A 19,462-nucleotide genomic window follows, 5' to 3' on the forward strand; every position below is an offset into this window, starting at 1 on the left:
AGCCTAACCATCGATTATGGTTAGGCTGTCACCTTTGAGCCTTTGGCTACTTCAAAATTAGCCCTTCATAATGAATGCGTTAAGGTTCTTCTCCCCCTAATTATTCCTCTCCCAAGTCTTAGCAGTTTTTTACCTTTAAAAGATCATTGATTACGTACACTGCCAGGTGTCTGGCCAGTTACTTTTTTAAAAGCCTTTGAAAAAGCAGCTTCACTTTCATAGCCACAACGATTAGCAACATCTATCGTTGTGGCGCCCTCCTCTTTGAGCCATATCCAAGCATTTTGCATTCGCCATCGAATTAAGTAGGTTTTAGGTGGCTCCTGAAGTAACACTTTAAATCGATCGGCAAATGCTGATCGCGACATTGCCGCTACTTCAGCTAGCTCATGAACACTCCAGTTAATCTCTGGGTTACTATGAATAGCATCTAGCGCTCGACTAATCCTAGAGTCCGCAAGAGCAGCCGCCAACCCCGTTGCCAAAGGCATTTCACGAGCCCGATTAATGTACGCCCTAAGAAGTAAGGCAAATAAAGACTCTGTTAACCTGTTAATTACGATAGTATGCCCGCTTCCATTCTCAATCACTTCAGCCTTAATAACATCAAGCAACCCTTGAATAGCAGCGCCATTTTCAGATGAGCCAGCTTGGTAGTAGATATATTCAGGTAGTGATTGCAACAACGGATTACTGGCAGCATGACTAAAACAAAAATAGCCACACAACAAACCCGCACTTTCTAACTGCAAACCTTCTGAGTAGCTCAGAGATTTAACGCTATTAACTGGAATGCCACATTCAGGTGAAGACTCCAGCTTATGATTAGCATCGCGTGGAAATAAAATAAAATCCCCAGCATTCATCAGTAATGGGGCATCGAAGCAATCCGCATCAAGATAACAACAACCTTGAGTAACAAAGTGAAAGGTGACATGCCCCTGCCCTGAAGTTTTGATCGCCCAATCACCACAATACTGAGCGCTTTGTATTATTTCTGCTTCAAGCCGAAAAGTATTCAATATTGCCGATAGAGAGTCCATTTAAAACAGGCATCCATAATGGCGGATTGGACATATTATCAAGAGATTTGAACATATAGTAGGTCACCATATACGCATAAGCTAACCCCTAACCTGTGAGCATAAGCCTAGACAGATTCGCTTTACTCATACATTCATCGATACATTGTTAAGGAAAAGCTAATGACCATTCAGCACAGAGTAGAACCCTTTAAAATCCTCAATGCCGAAACAGCTCCAGAAGGCTCAAAACCATACATTGAGCAAGCTGAAGCCGCTTTCGGCCTACTACCCAACGTAGAAGGTGTCATGGCTCAAGCACCGGCACTGCTGGCTTCTTACATGACAGCTTGGGATAATTTCGATAAAACCAGCCTAACACCCGCCGAACGTCAGGTGGTGTATCAAGCGGTCAATTTTGAAAACAACTGCCAGTACTGCATGCCGTGGCATACAATCCTATCTGAAAATGCAGGTATCAACCCATAAGATGTAGAAGCATTAAGAAATGGCAGCAACTTAAACAACGAAAAGTACGAAGTGTTACGCGTATTTGCTCGCGATTTGGTCAGAACTGGTGGCAGCATTGAACCCAATGCATTGGCCTCGTTCCTGAAAGCAGGTTACAACCAGCAACATGCACTCGAAGTAATTCTTGGTTTAGCCGTTAAAACTATGAGTAACTATACTAACTCGATTGCACAGACACCTCTCGATGAACCAGCCCAACCCAAAGCATGGGTTAAGCCATCACTGAGAGGTGAATTTCCAACCTAGCAACTATCACCGCTAGGACATTCACGCAAATAAAGAAATAGTTGCATAAGATCAAATTAAGTCGCCAATTAATGTTGCTCGATTTGTAGAAAGCGAAAAGATGTTAGATCTCGTAAAAAAAGCTGGCATCACCTATTTAAGCAGGCAACATCCTGATCTTAAAAGCGTTTTGAAATGCGACGGTTGCTTTCGTACATTAGAAAGAACAACAGCCTACCAAAAATATTTAAGTAGGCTGTTTTCATCATTTTTATCACCGTATTAAGTGACAAACAGCACCATCTCCCTTCTCCGATATAGCGCCACAAACACTTCTTTATAGAACAAGTTTTAATTAACTAAAGGTTTTAATATACAAAGCTTCTACTTTATCTCTCGCCCATTGAGTACGGCGTAAGAATTTGAGAGATGACTTAATTGAAGGGTTATTGTAGAAACAGTTGAGTTTAATCTGTGCATCCAAACCTTCCCAACCGTAATAATCCACTAAACGAGTCAGTATCTTCTCTAACGTTAGGCCATGTAGAGGGTTATTCGGTTGTTCTTGGCTCACAATAAATTCCTAGTATCAAAACAATTAGCAGCAATTTTAGCAGAATAACCTCAGCGCATAATGCATATTAAAGAAACCAAAGTCCTTTATGTCATAGCCTCTTCTATTGATATAGCGCTAACAGCGTCGGTTTCTGAGAACTTATGAAAGCTTGATCCATAAACCAAGCAACTTATTTTTTTACCTGCTGATGCCTTTCGACCATTTACTTTTAAAACATGGTTAATCTGAGTTGACCATAAGAATAAACAGACCAAGCTATTCTAGCTCTCCGTTTAACCTGCCATCGAATACCCATCTTCCAACTTACTCATACCCAACCCGCTCATTTTCTTAACTTTGATTTGCACGGGGATACGCTCTTTCATTGCTTCAATATGACTGATAACGCCGATCATCTTGCCCGAAGCATTTAGGCTATCAAGTGCATCCAAAGCAGTATCTAAGGTTTCGCTGTCTAGAGTGCCGAAACCTTCATCTAAGAAAAGTGAGTCGATACTGGTTTTCTGGCTGACAAGATCAGATAGCGCCAATGCTAAAGCCAGGCTCACTAGGAAGCTTTCACCGCCTGATAAAGTTTTTGTATCTCGTACAATATCGGCTTGCCAGGTATCCAGTACTTGAAGCTCCAGAGCACCAGATTGCTTTCTCTGGAGCATATAACGACCGTGCAGGCGCTCTAACTGCTTGTTCGCTAGGTGGACCAAATGATCCAATGTAAGACCTTGAGCAAAGCGGCGGAATTTATCACCCTTTTGGGACCCAATAAGGGAATTCAAATAGGAAAGATCATCATACTCTTGCTTTGACTGCTCTACCTGAGCAAACAGCACTTGTTGCGATTCGCGGCGCTTTTCGTTGTCTTGTAGCAGTGCAGTGCCTTCACCCTTTTGAAGTAAAAGCTGTTTAATCTGATTATCTAGCTGAACCAGCTCTTGAGCGACTATATCTCCATCTACGTTTTGATACTGTCTGTCTAATCCAAATTGCTGCAACTCTATTAATTGTTGTTCCGCTTGTGTAAGCAAGGCTTGAGAGTGCTGCTCAGCTTTGACGATCTCTTCGCTTAGCGCTTTTAACTGCTGCCTCTCTTCGTCAGAAATTAGGGCATCGAGGAGTGCCTGCTCAGAATCAAATGGACTACCTTCTAGCGCTTGTTGCCATTCAATTTTCTGACTACTAAATTCAGTTTGGAGTAGACCCAGCTGTTGTTCTTGCTCAGCAATCGTTGTCTGCAAACGTGTTAACTCGGTTTCGTGCTGTTTATGTGTAGCTGATAGCTGCTGGTGGTTCTGCTCAGCTTTGTCTATCTCTGCAAGCAGACATGAGCGTTCCTCTACAACTGATTTATCACCAAATAGCGTCCTACGCGTTACTTGCTTTTCTGCCAGATCCTGTGAGAGATCATTAAGACTGTTTTGCTGATCAGTACAGAGTGCAGTTTGTTTTTCTAGCGATTGATTAGCCTGAGTTAACTCTATCGCAGATGTTTCTTGCGTGCGATTTAAGGTTTCAAGGCACTGCTGCAACTGTTGTAAGTTAGCAATTTTAGCTTCTAACGTATTTAACCAACCCGTTAGCCCTTGTTCGGGTAGCGTCAGTTGTAATTCAGCCACTTCTTGAGATAGACCTTGCTTAACTACAGCGATCTGCTCGTTAAGCTCTTGTAGACGCTGTGTATCTTTAAGCTGCAACTGAGTTAGGTTTTCAAACTCTTTGTTGCACAGTTCTAAATTGGCTTGAGCTTGCTGTAAGGTCTGCTCTGCCTTATGGATCCCTTGCTGTTGTTGATTGATCTGCTCACTAAACTGGCGTAGCTGTTCGATTTCAGCTTTCTGATTACTAAGCTGCTGCTCGAATTGTGTAATTGCATAATCTGGCTGTTCAGTCTGGTTTGGCTCGAAACCAAAACCACACAGTTGCTGTAAAACTTGCCACTCTTGCAAGAACTGCTGTAACTGCTCATTAGTCTGCTGCAGGCGGGTTTGAAGGCCAACTATCTGTACGGTCGTTAATTGGTTGTAGCGCTCTCTTAGTCGAGTACCTTGAGTCTTCAGCTGATCACGCGCTTGTTCAGCCATCACAAAGCGCTGCTCGGTTTCGCCCATATCTAGAGGTTGATAATCAGCCACTAGGGGATGTTCTTTTGAGCCGCACAGCGGACAAGGCTGATCCGGTTGAAGCTTAGTCCGCTCTGCTTCGAGATTTTGTATTTGGCGCTCTTGCTCTAACAGTCGCTTTAAATCTTTGAACTGCTGATCTTCCCTCTGATACTGCTCACGAAGATTAGTGAGATCACCTTCAATTTTCTGAGCAGTAACCTCCAGCTGACTTAACTCATTACTGCCAACAGTTTGCTCACCTTGCAGCTGGATATACTGAGCAGATAGATTCTTCGCCTGCATAAAGCTTGCTTGCAGCGATTGTTGCTGGCTGTACTGTGCTTCGATATCGGCTAGTAGACGGCCATTTAATAGTGCTTGCAACTGCTCCTGAGTGTTCTTAAAGCCGTCGATCAACTTCTCTTTTTGCGCGGTGCTTTCAGATACATCTCGCTGTAAATACTCAGTTTTTTGTTTTTCCGTATCTATTTGCTTTTGTAAGCCTGAAAGGTGATCTGTCAGGTTTTTAACTTCAGCCGTATGTTGATGTGTTTGCTCTAGCTGACTACGCCATAAAGGGATACGCTCTGCAGCACCCTCAAGATGACGAAGTTCAGCAATTTGATTTTCAAGCTGAGAGGTTTCAGCCTTGGCTTGATTAATTTTGTCTTTAATCTGTTTTTGTGTTGTTTTCTGCTGTTCTAATTCAGACTTATGCTTTTTGAGCTCTACAGCAGCACTCTCTTTTAACTGCTCAAGCCGATCGCACTCAGCGTCTACCGGCACTACTTGCTCGTTAATCAGTGTTTCTTGTTCAGATTGATGCTGTTTAGTCTGTTTTAACTTTTGCTCTGCTTCATCGAGAGATTGAGCTGAACTTTTATGTTGATCGGTAGCGGATACTAGTTGCGCAGAATTTTGCTCTTTAATCTTTGTAAGGTCGTTAAGCCGTTGCTGTGCACTCTGATAAAGTTGATAAGGAACTTTAAGTTTCTCAGCTGGTTCACTTACTGCTAGCTTGTCTAGAGAGTCTTTAGCGGCTTCTTTGCGTAGTTTTATGCCTTCTTGTTCAGCCAAAGCGCTTTGTTTTTGTTGCTCAGCTTTTTGCAGATCAGTCCACCAGCGTTCCTTTGATTGCTGTTCGCTCTGCTCTTTCTCTAAGGTTTTAAGCTGTGCACTAATCGCTGATTGTTCGGATTTAAGCTCAGCAATCTTCTCATCCGATAACAACTCAACACCTTTAGCCTGTGCTTCGAGTTGTTTGAGGTGGTTATCTGCCTCTTTAAACTGCTCGTATACCTTTTCTGATATCAAGCTGTAGATAACCGTACCGGTTAACTCTTCTAGCAAGCCCGCTCTTTCATTTGCATCAGCATTAAGGAATGCAGCGAACTGGCCTTGAGACAGCATCATGGATTTAGTAAAGCGGTCAAAGTTTAAGCCGCTGATTGTCTCGATTAGCTCATTCTTCTGCTTAACCTGTGAAGCAATGATTTTTCCTTCACCGCTTTCACCTACCTCTGCCAATTCAACTTTGGCTTCTTGTAGATTACCGTCGACCTGATCTCTGGAACGACGTTGACTCCAAAACGCACGATAGCATTTACCTTTTACTTCGAACTCAACTTCTGCAAGCGCGTCCGCTGTACCGCGGGTCATAAGCTCATTCGTGCTTTTAGAGATAGTCCCTAAGCGCGGGGTGCGATGATAAAGCGCTAAACAGATCGCATCTAAAATAGTTGTCTTACCGGCACCGGTTTGGCCGGTGATGGCAAAAAGGCCATTCTCGATAAACGGTGACTGAGTAAAATCGATCTTCCACTCACCCTTTAGTGAGTTAATGTTTTTAAAGCGCAGCGCTAAAATTTTCACAGGCTTTTCTCCTCTGCTGTATCCGAAGCTAAAGCAGAGAAAAGATCGTCTTGATCGATCTTAGTGTCATTTAGCTGTTTAGCCGACTCGACTTTTTCCATTTTTCCTTTTACGCGCTTGTTTTTAACTGGAATGGATTTTGGCTCATCGGCAGAGTCATTCTCTAAAGAAAACAGATTTAGCGTGTTGTGATCTTTCTGTTTTTCCTGTTCTAGCTCTTCTGATTCATCAACACTCTTGCATTCGTCAACTGGAGCGAGTTCACTAGGATTCTCTAAATCTTCTAATTCTGAAAGATCTTCTTGCTCTTGCTCTTGGCAGTCTTGAGTAGGAGATGCCTGCGTTAAAGAAAAGAACTCTTCCGATGGCTTACTGGCAGGAAGATCATTTTCTTCCTCTACAGACGTCACAATCTGGCAGAAACAATCTTTAAGTCGTTGAACACGGTTTTGTTCGGCTTCGGATTCGAAAATCTCATCGTTAAGCCTACGTGTGAAAACTTCATAAGCATTCAATTCAGAGAGGGTTTCTTTTTGCTGGCCGACTAAACCTCGCTGGGTCTGTTTGCGCGCCCTTCGTAGCTGTAGAACCTCAACGTTAAGATCTTGGGTTAGTTGCTCAATACGTTGGGTAAGATCGTTCAGGTAATCTTGAGTTTGAACCTCAATCGATAACCAAACCGGAAGTTCATGCTGTTCGGCCTCAAGTTCATTCAATTGCGCTTTAATCGAATCAAGATCACCCTTGATACTTGCCATCGGTTGGAAGGTCGGTACTAGGAACGGTGTTATCTCTTTTAAATGGCTTTGTTCAAATTCAACCATCAATACCTGCTTTTGCGTACCGATCTCATCAAAGCTTAAAGGAATTGGCGAGCCGCAATAGCGAATATGTTCAGACTTAGCGACTATCTGTGGGCGGTGAATATGGCCTAAAGCGATGTAATCTGCTGGTGGAAATGCACTGGCTGGAAATGCCTCTAGATTGCCAACATAGATATCGCGAACAGATTCAGAGGTTTTAACACCCATTGCCGTTAAATGCCCTGTAGCAATGATCGGGATAGACAGCCCAAGTTCTTTTCGCCTTTGATCAGCCAGATCATAGATGGCTTGATAGTGTTCTGCGATTGCCGTTCCTAATGAATGCGCTTTCTCTTTTGCCGATTGATCAGCTGCACTTTGCATCACATCACGAGGACGAATATAAGGAATGGCACACAGGATGGCAGCCGGTTCACCTGAGCGAATATTCAAGGTAATAATCTGCTGCTTAAGCTCCGATTCAACACTCGCTATGACTTCTGCATTGAGATGTTTAAGCAGGCCTTTGGATTCATTCAGCGTAGAAACAGAGTCATGATTACCGCCTAAAACCACTAACTGACAATCGAGTTTATTTACTTCGATAACCAGTTGATTATATAACTCTCGCGCATAACTTGGTGGCGAACCTGTATCGTAGACATCACCTGATATTATTAGCACATCTATTTGATTTAATTGAATTTTACCTAATATCCATTTAATAAATTCTTGGTGTTCGGCTAATCGGCTTTTTCCAATAAAGTGCTGACCTAAGTGCCAGTCAGAGGTGTGTAAAATGCGCATTAAGTAAGGCTCGGCAATCCATAGATACAATGAAACTTCACCTCCATTGAGGTGAAGCTCATATTATCTTGTTACCGCTTTTAGCACCATCCATAGTCTCTGTAATATAATGGTGTTAGCTGAGCATTTATTCAGCGCTTAAGTATTGCATTAGTGCCTGTTCTGCATTTGCACAGTGATAGGTATCTTCGTGTTGTTTGAGCGTTTGGTAGGTAACCTCAAAGACACTGCCGCTAATCACTAGCACAAGGACATCAGTCTCATCCTCGTCATCAGCGCTGGCCTCATCTGGCTCATCTATGTCGAATTGATAAAAGCCCGCCTGCGGTATAGCCATCTCCTCTTCGAAACCATCGAGATAGTCCTCAATAGACATCTGATGAACTTCGAGCACTTCATCAGCACTGAATTCGAGAATTGAATAAGTTTTGGGTACTGAAAGGAAGTCCCGTTTTACCGCATAACACAGCACCAAACTTTGATTGCGACCCTCTTGTCTCAGTAGATAACGAACATCAGATTGAGGCTCTACTTCTGGTGCAGATAATTTCTTGATAATTGAAAATGTAATCACGACTTAATCTTCCAAAACGTAAGATGGCAGATCAGCTTCTGCAGGAACAGGCGTTGGTACGCCATCATCATCGATCGCGACAAACTTAAAAATCGCCTGCGTCACCTTTTCACGCTTACCAATCCGACTACGTCTCACCCAAGCTTCAACGTGAATTTCCATCGATGTACGGCCTACTTTTACAATTTCAGTGTAGACGCCCAGCACATCACCCACTTTTACTGGACGGATGAAAGACATGCTATCTACCGCCATAGTTACTACACGAGTTTGTGCGCGTTGTCCTGCACAGATACCTGCAGCAATATCCATCTGCGATAACACCCAACCACCAAAAATATCGCCTGAAGGATTGGTATCACCAGGCATAGCCATAGTACGTGTAGTCAGGCGGCCCTTTGTAACTTCTTGTGTTTGGTCTTGATCAGACATAATGCATGGTCCTACTTCTTTGATGGAGGTCTGTTATTCCAATATGTACTTATTACTATACCTTGGTCTATAGGGTTTTGCGTAAGTTGTTTTAAGCTCTTGGACTAGAAAGCGACGCTTCAACCTTTTACCTACATGCGCTTATTGGCATAATACGCACAAAATTTATCTCTTTACTCGTTCCTTAAGAGCGCAGTCATCTATAGCGGATCTAATATCGTGTTAACCACAGCAAATATCACCATGCAGTTTGGTGCTAAACCTCTATTCGAAAACGTTTCAGTTAAATTTGGCGAAGGTAATCGCTACGGTTTAATTGGCGCAAATGGCTGTGGTAAATCCACATTTATGAAGATCTTAGGCGGAGACCTAGAACCAAGCGCTGGCAATGTTTCCAAAGGACCAAACGAGCGTATTGGTAAGCTAAAACAAGATCAGTTCGCTTACGAAGAATTCAGCGTCATGGATACCGTTATTATGGGCCATGAAGAGTTGTGGGCTGTTAAATCAGAACGTGACGCTATCTACGCTAATCCAGAGATGACTGAAGAAGATGGCATCCGTGCAGCAGAGCTCGAAGGCGAATTCGCTGAGATGGATGGCTATAGCGCTGAATCCCGCGCAGGTGAACTGCTACTAGGTGTTGGTATTCCGACTGAGCAGCACTTTGGTCCGATGAGTGAAGTAGCACCTGGTTGGAAACTTCGAGTGTTACTTGCACAAGTACTGTTCTCAGAACCAGATATCATGCTCCTGGACGAACCTACCAACAACTTGGATATCAACACAATCCGTTGGCTAGAAGGTGTTCTAAACGAGCGTAACTGCACTATGATCATCATCTCGCATGACCGTCACTTCCTTAACAGTGTGTGCACGCACATGGCCGATTTGGACTACGGTGAGTTGCGTGTTTACCCAGGTTCCTACGATGAGTATATGACGGCATCGACGCAGGCACGAGAACGTCTCCTTGCTGATAACGCTAAAAAGAAAGCACAGATCGCTGACCTTAAGAGTTTTGTTAGCCGCTTCTCTGCCAATGCCTCTAAATCTAAGCAAGCAACATCACGTGCACGACGTATAGAGAAGATCGAGTTAGAAGAAGTGAAGCCTTCTAGCCGTCAGAACCCATTTATCCGCTTCGAACAAAACACTAAGCTACACCGTCTCGCTCTTGAAGTAGAAGGTTTAGGTAAATCTTATGATGAAGAGCTGTTTAAAGACCTTAATCTAATGGTAGAGGTTGGCGAGCGCATTGCGATTATCGGGCCTAACGGCAGCGGTAAAACCACCCTATTACGCTGCTTATATGGTGACCTTCTACCGACTGCGGGCGAAATCAAATGGTCTGAGAATTCAGAATTTGGGTACTACGCCCAAGATCATGCAGCTGATTTTGAAGAAGATAAAACTCTGCTTGATTGGATGGGTCAATGGGGCAAAGAAGGCGATGATGAGCAAGTTATCCGTGGTACGCTGGGTCGTTTACTGTTCTCGCAAAAAGAGATCAATAAGTCGGTTAAAGTGATCTCAGGTGGTGAGCAAGGCCGTATGCTGTTTGGCAAGATTATCCTTCAGCGTCCAAATATCATGCTAATGGATGAGCCAACCAACCACTTGGATATGGAATCAATCGAATCCTTAAACCTTGCCCTAGAGAACTACCTAGGTACGTTGATCTTTGTCAGCCATGACCGTGAGTTTGTATCATCTCTAGCAACCCGAATCTTAGAGATCACGCCAGATGGAATTGTCGACTTCCGCGGTGGTTACGAAGACTACCTGAAGAGCCAAGGCGTTGAATAAACCTAAGCGCTAATGCCTATAAAGCCTGATTGCAGTTAACCTCAATCAGGCTTTTAAATTTTTACCCTTTGCATAAATTACTTTCAATTCTTTGGTGAGTTTTATGATTATTGTCTGCCCTAGCTGTAATACATCCAACCGCATTCCTGATGACAAATCCCATCTCGATGGCAAATGCGGTAAATGCAAAGGCCCTCTGCACACGCATCAGCCTGCCGAATTAGATGATCAATCATTTGAAAAGTATGTAGGAAGTAATGAACTACCTGTCATTGTCGATTTTTGGGCAAGCTGGTGCGGCCCATGCCAGATGATGAAACCTATCTTCGAAAAGACGGCTGCTGAATCAGAAATTCTGCTCTTCGCCAAAGTAGACACAGAAAAAGCACCACGGACTAGTCAAAATATGAATATCCGTAGCATCCCTACCCTTGTGATGTTCCAAGCAGGCAAAGAGATAGATCGGATAGCGGGTGCACTCTCAGAACCTCAGCTAAAGCAATGGATTTTGCAAACCCTACAGAAGGCATAACGTCATTATGGAGCTGAACAATCAGATAGCTAAAGAGCTAGGCGTCAAAGCACAACAAGTTAAAGCAGCAATAGATTTATTGGATAGCGGTTCGACCGTCCCGTTTATCGCACGTTATAGAAAGGAAGCTACTGGGGCGCTCGATGACGCCCAGTTAAGACAACTAGAAACTCGTTTAGATTATATTCGTACTTTAGCGGCTCGTAAACAAACGATCATAGAGAAGCTCCAACAGGATGGTGTATTAACACAGACACTCCACCAGCAGATTAACCAGATCAGTAGTAAAACTGAGCTAGAAGAGCTCTATCAACCATTTAAAAGTAAACGCAAAACCAAAGCACAAATCGCTGTTGATGCTGGCCTAGATAAATTACTAGATCAAATCATTAAAAAGCCTGATCAACAACCTTACGCTTTAGCTAAAGCATTTATATGTTCTGATAACGGTTTCAGCACCAAAGATGAGTGCTTAGAAGGTGCGCAATCCATATTAACCGACCGCCTACTAACAGACCTGAAGCTACAAGCTGAACTTAAGTTACGAGTGTGGAACGAAGCCAAACTAAAGGTATCTGTTAGCAAAGGCAAAGAAAGTGAAGGTTCAAAATTCCGTGATTACTTCGCTCACAGTGAAGCAATTAAATCCATCCCTTCACATCGCATGTTAGCGATATTACGTGGTATCAATGAAGGCATACTAAAATCATCTTTAGATATTGATGAAGACCGTTTTAAGGTATTCCTTTCCAAGATGGCAGATCTTCCTCACTACGGACCTTCAGGCCGATGGCTCACTCAAGCAGTGCATACTGCTTGGCAGAGTCGAATCAAATCCAAACTCACTAACGATCTGATCACAAAACAAAAAGATTCCGCAGAAGCCGAAGCAATTAAAGTATTTAACCGGAATCTTCACGACCTTCTGCTCGCAGCACCTGCAGGTGCTAAAACCACCTTAGGGCTCGACCCAGGCCTTAGAACGGGTGTAAAAGTCGCCATAATTGATCCAACGGGTCGTTTGTTAGAACACACGACAATCTACCCTCACCCACCAAAAAATCAGTGGGACCAAGCAATTGATAAGCTTTCCAAGCTCAGTAAGAAACACAATGTTGAGCTGATTAGTATTGGCAACGGTACTGGCTCACGAGAGACCGATAAGCTCGTTACAGAAATGCTTAAGCAACACGACTCGATTAATGCTCAAAAGCTTATTGTGAGTGAAGCTGGTGCTTCAGTTTACTCAGCATCGGAACTCGCAAGTAAGGAGTTCCCAGACCTTGATGTATCTATTCGTGGTGCTGTGTCGATAGCTCGTCGCTTGCAAGATCCCCTAGCTGAGCTTGTAAAAATTGAGCCCAAAGCGATTGGTGTTGGCCAGTATCAACACGATGTCAATCAAACCGAGCTTAATCAGGCACTTGAAGCGGTTATTGAAGATTGTGTGAATGCAGTTGGTGTAGAATTAAATAGTGCTTCATCTGCCATTTTAAGCCGCATCTCTGGTTTGAACACAACACTAGCTAACAACATCGTTGCTTATCGTGATGATAACGGCGCTTTTACAAGCCGAACTCAGCTTAAAAAAGTTCCTAGACTAGGCCCAAAAGCGTTTGAGCAAGCCGCTGCCTTTTTGCGTATCCAGAACGGAAAGCAGGTATTAGACAACTCCTGCGTTCACCCAGAAGCTTATAAAGTAGCTGAACGTATTGCTCAAAGAAACCAACGCTCGTTGCAATCTCTTATTGGTGATAGTCAATTTTTAAATGGACTTAATCCAGTCGATTACACCAATGAAGCGTTCGGTTTATATACCGTTCAGGACATCATAAAAGAGCTAGAAAAACCTGCTAGAGACCCTCGCCCAGACTTTAAAACTGCTGCATTACAGGACGGCATCGAAACCGTTGACGACCTTATTGAAGGATTGGTACTTGAAGGCACAATTACAAACGTGACTAATTTCGGCGCATTTGTTGACGTCGGCGTTCACCAAGATGGATTAGTGCATATTTCGCAATTAGCCAACCGTTTCGTGAAGGACCCTCATGACGTTGTCAAACCTGGTCAAATTGTCACAGTAAAGGTCCTTGAAGTAGATCTTAAAAGGCAGCGCATCTCACTCTCGATGCGTGAAGATTAATAGAATAGTTCTCATTATTGCATTAATGAGAATTATTCATTCTCAGCAGTTTATTTAATTTAAATCTATTCATTAAAAATCTATTTTTATTGTTCAAAATCAATAAGTAAGAGAAGACATAAGCTATAACTAATACTAGACTGTAACCACATAGCTTGATTGAAGTAGATTCCATGGTTACAAAAAGAACTAACTTACTATGGATGCAGGCTGGTGCATGTAGCGGAGACACAATGTCGCTACTTTGTGCAGACAAACCTTCGTGGCCTGAATTCGTGCAGCAATATAAACTGGATATCCTTTGGCAGCCTTCTCTTTCTACGAGGTCCATGCGCGAGCTTATTGCTGACATTGATCTTATTCTTGCAGATAAAAAACCGCTAAATATTTTATGTATTGAGGGTAGTTTAGCCCTTGGCCCAAACGGCAGCGGTATGTTTGATACCTTTAATGATCGTCCCAAAGCTTTTGTCATTAAGGAATTAGCAGAAAAAGCGGATTATGTTGTAGCCGTGGGTACATGTGCAGCCTACGGTGGGGTTCCAGCGGCACCGCCTAATCCGACCGAGTGTACGGGTATGCAATCGAGCCAAGGAAGTTCTGGCGGCTTATTACCTGATTTATTCAGAAGTAAAAGCGGCCTGCCCGTCATTAATATATCAGGCTGCCCAACTCACCCTAATACAATCATTCAAACCTTAATTGCGCTCATCAACGATTACCCTCTTCCTCTCAATGATTTTAACCAGCCTGACGCTTTCTATAGCACCATGGTTCATCAAGGTTGTACGCGTAATGAATATCATGAATACGATATTGAAGAGGAACAATTTGGTGAGGCAGGCTGCCTTTTCTATAACTTGGGTTGCCAAGGTCCTTATACAACAGCTACATGCAATACTGAGCTTTGGAATAACCGTAGCAGCAAAACCCGTGAAGGTGTGCCTTGTTTAGGCTGTGTATCTCCTGATTTCCCAAGGGAAGCCCCTTTGTTCAAAACAGAAAAAGTAGGCGATATTCCAGTTGCACTGCCTTTAGGTGTTAGTCGACCTCGCTACATGGCGTATAAGGGCCTCGCTAACGATGCCGCGCCAATTAGAATCATCGAACGTAAAATGAAACCTTAAGTAGTACGGTTATGAGCAGAAGAGTAAAAGTACAGCTAAACCGAGTTGAAGGTGATTTAGAATTAGAGCTCGAAGTTGAGCAAGGGGTGGTCACCAACGCTTGGTGTATAGGCACGATGTATCGTGGTTTTGAGCAGATACTTATCGGTCGAGCAGCGATGGACTCACTAGCGATCACCCCACGAATTTGCGGTATTTGCAGCACTGCGCATCTGTATGCGAGCGTGCTTGCATTGGAATCGATGTCTCAAATCACACCACCACCCAATGCAATTCGCGTAAGAAATATTTGTTTACTAGCCGAAGAGATTCAATCTGATTGCCGACAGACATTTCTAATGTTTACTCCTGATCTTTGCCACCCCGGTTACTCCAATCTCAAATTGTACAGTCAGATAAAAGATCAGTTTGAAGATATGTCAGGCAGCATTTATCAAGATGCCGTTCGATTTAGTCGCGATATCATTGAAATTGTCGCTATATTTGGAGGGCAGTGGCCGCACTCTTCTTATATGGTCCCAGGTGGCGTTACTTCATTACCTGATACCAATAAAGTCATTAGCGCGCTAAGCGTAGTCGACAACTATATCAATTGGTTAGAAACGAAAGTCCTTGGTGTATCCATAGACCATTGGAATCAGATCGACAGCTTAGAAAAACTTAATGAACTCACCGAAACAGGTAAAGGTGCTGCGAGTCTTTTCTATCAATTCGGTAAAAATATCGCGTTAAATCAAATTGGCGGGGGCTGTAAATTATTGATGAGTTATGGCTCCCTTATCGATCCAGATAATCCAGAAGATACATTACGCAATCGTGGTATCTACGATGCTACAACCCAAAGTTTCGAGCCTTTAGATCAAGAACAGATTACTGAGGATATCAGTTACAGCTGGTATCATGATGATCAAGCTGCACCACGTCATCCTCATGACGGTCTAACTCAACCAAAATACGATCCTGACAGCAAGCGTTACAGCTGGGCTAAAGCCCCTCGCTACAAAGACAAAGTCGTGCAAACAGGACCATTAGCGCAACTCATTTTAGATAAAGATGCTCTTCTTCTTGATATGTTAGAGAAGCAAGGTGGGAACACCCTCTTAAGACAATTTGCGCGCATACAACGCCAAGTAAGATCTATAGCCCTATTGAAAGAACAGCTGAACGGGCTTTTACAAAATATCACTGAACCCACAATGACCCACCAACCTCTTCTTGATGGAGAAGGTATTGGTATGATTGAGGCCGCTCGTGGAAGCCTCGGTCATTGGGTAAAAGTAGAAAACGGCACCATCAGCGGCTACCAAGTAATCACACCCACCGCTTGGAACGCATCACCTAGAGATCAAAATCAACAACCTGGTCACATCGAAAGCAGCCTAATTGGTATAGATATTCCAGATATAGATGATCCTTTATCTGTCGGTCACGTGGTCCGCTCTCATGATCCTTGTTTAGTATGTACCGTACATCTACTAGGCAGTAACAAGAAACACCGTTATGGAGTGATTTGATGACGGTGATTTTATGCTTTGGAAATGAATGGCATGGAGATGATGGCTTTGGTTATGCAGTCTATAACACTCTCAACCAAACAGATTTGCCGTCAAAAGTAGATCTTTACTATTGCGCTACTAATAGTCTGACAGCTACTCGTTTGATCAAAGACACATCGCGATTAATATTGGTTGACGCCTACCAATCCGACAGCAACAATGCGGGTACACTGCAGTGGTTCTCTAAAGATGAGTTCCAGACAAGCTATGCCAGAAACCTTCACGATGGAGGCTTAGAAGAGCTTATTAAGCATTGCGACATTTTGTTTGACTCACAAGAACTTGTGATTGAGATTTTGACGGTAACAATCCACCAAGCCTCAACCTTTTCTGAGAAACTTTCTCCTATTATTGAGAACTGCGTCTCAGAGGCCTGCAATCAGATCTTAACCCGCGTGAATCAGGAGCCACACTATGTTTACTCCTGATAAAGCAATTACCCGCTTAGTTATTGAGCGAGAAGTAAGTATTCAAGGCCATATGCGCTGGATAGCTCACCCTGAAAACAAAAAAAATCGACTATTAATAGTTGAGCATAAAAAACAGCTATATGCCCTACCTCTCTATTGCCAACACGCTCATGTTTCGCTTCTTGAAGCCAAAATGGATCACAATGGCAAGGTGATTTGCCCTAAACATGGTTTAGCCACTGATCTTAAATCCAACCCAGGTGTTTTTACTGTCGAACGGCAAGGTGATTTTTTTATTACAGCCAACAGCTCTTTAATTGAAACCCAAACAGTAGAAACATTCGAGGAAGATTCAGATCAACAAACTGAATTAGAGGCATTAAAAACAGTCAACTCAGCATTGCAGAAAAAAGTACTATCAAACCTTGAATCTATGGACTCGATGCTGAGTGAAGTAGAGCATAAAAAGGTTGAATTAGAGGAAAACAATCGACATCTTCTTTCCGTAAATCAACTGATTGATAGTATTACCAATACAATGGAAGAGTTCTTAGTTGTCACCGACAATCAGGGACGAATTACCCGCGTAAATCACTATGCTGAATCCATTTTAAGCGTAAAAGCGGAAGAGTTGATTGGAAGCTCTCCCGACAACTTCCTTCGTGACGAAACTCTTACTGAGATCATTGAAAGATTTCCTGCAAGTAACTGGGATCAAAGGCCTTATTTATATCGAGCGGTATATAGTAGCGATGGTTTTGAGCAAGAGATTCGTTTTAGAGATCCAACAGGACGTCATAAAGAAGTCAGCCCAAAATACTTTCTTCTAAAAGGCACGTTGATTTACGGACCAGCGGGCAAAGAGGAAGGACTGATCCTCTCCGCTACAGACATATCTGTAGTCAAAGCTAAAGAGAAACAGAAACGTCAAGCGGACATTGAGAAGCACCTACAGTTGCTTCAAAGCACCTTATCAACCATTAGCCAAGGTGTAGCGATGTTTAGCGGTATCGGTGATCTACAAACCTTCAATGAAGCATTCACGAACAATATAAATGTAGATTCCGACTTACTAACGCAAATACCAGGCTATGACGATCTATTTAGCAACAACAAAGATCTCTTAGACCCGCAACAGATACCACCTTTCCAAAGGCTTATCTTGGATAAATATCAATGGGTACAGACCTTTAATGACAGACGAGTAATTGAATGCGAATCCGCCCCAACACCGACTGGAGGCTTTGTAGTAACGACTCGTGACATAACTCAAAGCAGGAAGAATGAAGAACATATCCGCCTACTCTCGACAACAGTCGAACAAAGTTCCAGTGAAGTCGTTATTACCGATACTCAAGGCACTATTGTTTATGTAAACCCCATGTTCACAGAAAATACAGGTTATACCGCAGAGGAAGCAATCGGTAAGAACAGCAGTATTGTTCAATCTGGAGAAATGCCAGTAGAGTTTTACAAAGAGCTTTGGTCAACTATTAAAGCCTCCAATAGATGGAAAGGCGAAATACTCAATAGAAAGAAATCAGGGGAAAAATTTTGGCAATCAATGTCTGTCACCCCAATTTTTGATAACAACGGGGTAATTAGTCACTATTTATCATTAAAGGCAGACATTACTAAACAGAAAAGAGCTGAGAAGCGATTAAGATATCAAGCAGAACATGACCTCCTTACTAATCTTTGGTAAGCCCCCAGTTCTCTAGACACCTCATAGATATATAATCGACGAAAATAATGAGGTGTACGATGCGCGGAAAACGTTACCCAGAAGAATTCAAAATCCAAGCGGTTAAGCAGGTCACGGATAAGGGCTATACGATTACTGATGTCGCTGAGCGACTCGGTGTAACTTATAAAAGCCTTTACGCTTGGGTGCAAAAATACAGCCAGCCCGATAGCTGCCGACAAGCGGATGATGCCCAGTCCGCTGAGATCAAAAAACTCAAAGCTGAATTACGCCGCGTCACTGAAGAGCGTGACATTTTAAAGGAAGCCGCGGTGTACTTCGCAGGGGAGTCAAAGAAAAGTACACGTTCATAAAGTCGCGACTCAAGAAATTTCGTGTAGCCGTCATGTGTCGTGTATTGGCTGTCCATCGCAGCGGCTTTTACGCATGGTTGAAGCAACCTTTTAGCCCTCGAGCACGCGAAGACCAACGCTTAGCAGTAAAGATTAAACAGTTTTGGCTTGAAAGCGGCTGTGTGTATGGTTACCGCAATATCACTATCGATTTAAAACGAGATGGTGAGCTATGCGGAAAGAACAGAGTGCATCGTATTATGCGTAGCGAAGGTTTGTCGGCTGTCCGTGGTTATCGCCGTCACCCTGGTTTCAAAGGAGGAAAACGACACCCTGCTGCCGAAAATATCCTTAATCGAGCATTCGAGGTCACTCAGCCTGATCAAGTGTGGGTAACTGATTTCACATACATTAGAACCTACGAAGGTTGGTTATATCTCACGGTAGTGATTGATCTGTTCTCACGTAAAGTCATCGGTTGGACGATGAAAAGCTCACCCAAAACAGACCTCGTTATCGATGCGTTACTGATGGCTATTTGGGGTCGAAGACCAACAACAAAGGTTCTTGTTCATTCAGATCAAGGGGTTCAATATACCTCAGGTGACTGGCGTAGGTTCCTTAAGGATCATAATCTGGAAGCCAGTATGAGTCGTCGTGGTAATTGCCATGACAATGCTGTTGCGGAGTCGTTTTTTTCGTTACTCAAAAAGGATCGAGTTCAACGGAAGATTTACAGAACACGCGATGAGGCTAGAGCTGAGATATTTGATTACATAGAAGGTTTCTATAACCCTCGAAGAAATCATGGTACTAATGATGGGCTGTCACCAGCGGAAGCTGAAAGGCAGTTTTTTAGAAACTAGAAAGTGTCTAGAATTTTGGGGTCTTACCACTTCCCAA

At 43.1% G+C, this 19,462-nt stretch carries 16 protein-coding genes; 10 read left to right on the forward strand and 6 right to left on the reverse strand.

The window, feature by feature from the left end; genetic code table 11:
* Nucleotides 1–143 precede the first annotated feature (143 nt).
* A complete protein-coding gene (locus ACMXYO_RS09000) occupies nt 144–1,043 on the reverse strand; it encodes an AraC family transcriptional regulator (RefSeq protein ID WP_415884810.1) in 900 nt (299 codons plus the stop codon).
* 162 nt (nt 1,044–1,205) lie between these two features.
* Between ACMXYO_RS09000 and ACMXYO_RS09005 the strand changes: the two genes are divergently transcribed.
* Together ACMXYO_RS09005 and ACMXYO_RS09010 are read left to right on the forward strand one after the other, a co-directional pair.
* Nucleotides 1,206–1,511 (forward strand): hypothetical protein, encoded by a 306-nt coding sequence (locus ACMXYO_RS09005; protein WP_415884811.1) that lies wholly within the window; start codon nt 1,206–1,208, stop codon nt 1,509–1,511.
* A 51-nt stretch (nt 1,512–1,562) separates the two neighbouring features.
* Nucleotides 1,563–1,799, forward strand: coding sequence for a hypothetical protein (locus ACMXYO_RS09010; protein WP_415884812.1), 237 nt, complete (start codon nt 1,563–1,565; stop codon nt 1,797–1,799).
* Between the two features lie 334 nt (nt 1,800–2,133).
* Here ACMXYO_RS09010 and ACMXYO_RS09015 read toward each other — a convergent pair whose 3' ends face one another.
* From ACMXYO_RS09015 to ACMXYO_RS09035, 5 genes are all read right to left on the reverse strand, one after another.
* Nucleotides 2,134–2,352, reverse strand: coding sequence for a VF530 family DNA-binding protein (locus ACMXYO_RS09015; protein WP_415884813.1), 219 nt, complete (start codon nt 2,350–2,352; stop codon nt 2,134–2,136).
* 275 nt (nt 2,353–2,627) lie between these two features.
* Nucleotides 2,628–6,326, reverse strand: a complete 3,699-nt coding sequence (locus ACMXYO_RS09020) for an SbcC/MukB-like Walker B domain-containing protein (protein WP_415884814.1) — start codon at nt 6,324–6,326, stop codon at nt 2,628–2,630.
* The gene (gene sbcD / locus ACMXYO_RS09025; protein ID WP_415884815.1) at nt 6,323–7,936 is read right to left on the reverse strand and encodes an exonuclease subunit SbcD; all 1,614 of its coding nucleotides are present in this window, start codon (nt 7,934–7,936) and stop codon (nt 6,323–6,325) included. Before sbcD ends, ACMXYO_RS09020 begins: the two co-directional genes overlap by 4 nt.
* 127 nt (nt 7,937–8,063) lie before the next feature.
* Entirely contained in the window at nt 8,064–8,510 is a 447-nt protein-coding gene (locus ACMXYO_RS09030) for a hypothetical protein (protein ID WP_415884816.1), read from the reverse strand.
* 3 nt (nt 8,511–8,513) lie between these two features.
* A complete protein-coding gene (locus ACMXYO_RS09035) occupies nt 8,514–8,942 on the reverse strand; it encodes an acyl-CoA thioesterase (RefSeq protein WP_415884817.1) in 429 nt (142 codons plus the stop codon).
* A gap of 219 nt (nt 8,943–9,161) precedes the next feature.
* On the opposite strand from ACMXYO_RS09035, the gene ACMXYO_RS09040 reads away from it, so the two are divergent.
* The 8 genes from ACMXYO_RS09040 (at nt 9,162) to ACMXYO_RS09075 (ending at nt 19,425) form a co-directional block, all read left to right on the forward strand.
* Nucleotides 9,162–10,751 (forward strand): ABC-F family ATPase, encoded by a 1,590-nt coding sequence (locus tag ACMXYO_RS09040; RefSeq protein ID WP_415884818.1) that lies wholly within the window; start codon nt 9,162–9,164, stop codon nt 10,749–10,751.
* A gap of 103 nt (nt 10,752–10,854) precedes the next feature.
* Nucleotides 10,855–11,283 (forward strand): thioredoxin TrxC, encoded by a 429-nt coding sequence (gene trxC / locus ACMXYO_RS09045; RefSeq protein ID WP_415884819.1) that lies wholly within the window; start codon nt 10,855–10,857, stop codon nt 11,281–11,283.
* 7 nt (nt 11,284–11,290) lie between these two features.
* On the forward strand, nt 11,291–13,429 hold the full coding sequence (locus tag ACMXYO_RS09050; protein WP_415884820.1) for a Tex family protein: 2,139 nt from the start codon (nt 11,291–11,293) through the stop codon (nt 13,427–13,429).
* Between the two features lie 233 nt (nt 13,430–13,662).
* Nucleotides 13,663–14,556 carry an NADH:ubiquinone oxidoreductase gene (locus ACMXYO_RS09055; protein ID WP_415884821.1) on the forward strand — a complete coding sequence of 298 codons (894 nt, stop codon included), beginning with the start codon at nt 13,663–13,665 and terminating at the stop codon, nt 14,554–14,556.
* Between the two features lie 11 nt (nt 14,557–14,567).
* Nucleotides 14,568–16,070, forward strand: coding sequence for a nickel-dependent hydrogenase large subunit (locus ACMXYO_RS09060; RefSeq protein WP_415884822.1), 1,503 nt, complete (start codon nt 14,568–14,570; stop codon nt 16,068–16,070).
* Nucleotides 16,070–16,540: a hydrogenase maturation protease gene (locus ACMXYO_RS09065; RefSeq protein WP_415884823.1), complete on the forward strand. Its 471-nt coding sequence runs from the start codon at nt 16,070–16,072 to the stop codon at nt 16,538–16,540. Before ACMXYO_RS09060 ends, ACMXYO_RS09065 begins: the two co-directional genes overlap by 1 nt.
* Nucleotides 16,527–18,227 (forward strand): PAS domain S-box protein, encoded by a 1,701-nt coding sequence (locus ACMXYO_RS09070; protein WP_415884824.1) that lies wholly within the window; start codon nt 16,527–16,529, stop codon nt 18,225–18,227. Before ACMXYO_RS09065 ends, ACMXYO_RS09070 begins: the two co-directional genes overlap by 14 nt.
* Nucleotides 18,228–18,286: 59 nt before the next feature.
* Nucleotides 18,287–19,425, forward strand: a protein-coding gene (locus ACMXYO_RS09075) for an IS3 family transposase (protein ID WP_415884722.1) whose coding sequence is annotated in 2 segments (ribosomal slippage) — nt 18,287–18,524 and nt 18,524–19,425 — 1,140 coding nt in all. Because the reading frame shifts where the segments join, the coding sequence is not laid out codon by codon here.
* Nucleotides 19,426–19,462: the final 37 nt, after the last annotated feature.

The organism is Neptuniibacter sp. QD37_6 (assembly GCF_047778085.1).
In the GTDB taxonomy this organism is placed as follows: Bacteria; Pseudomonadota; Gammaproteobacteria; order Pseudomonadales; family Balneatricaceae; genus Neptuniibacter.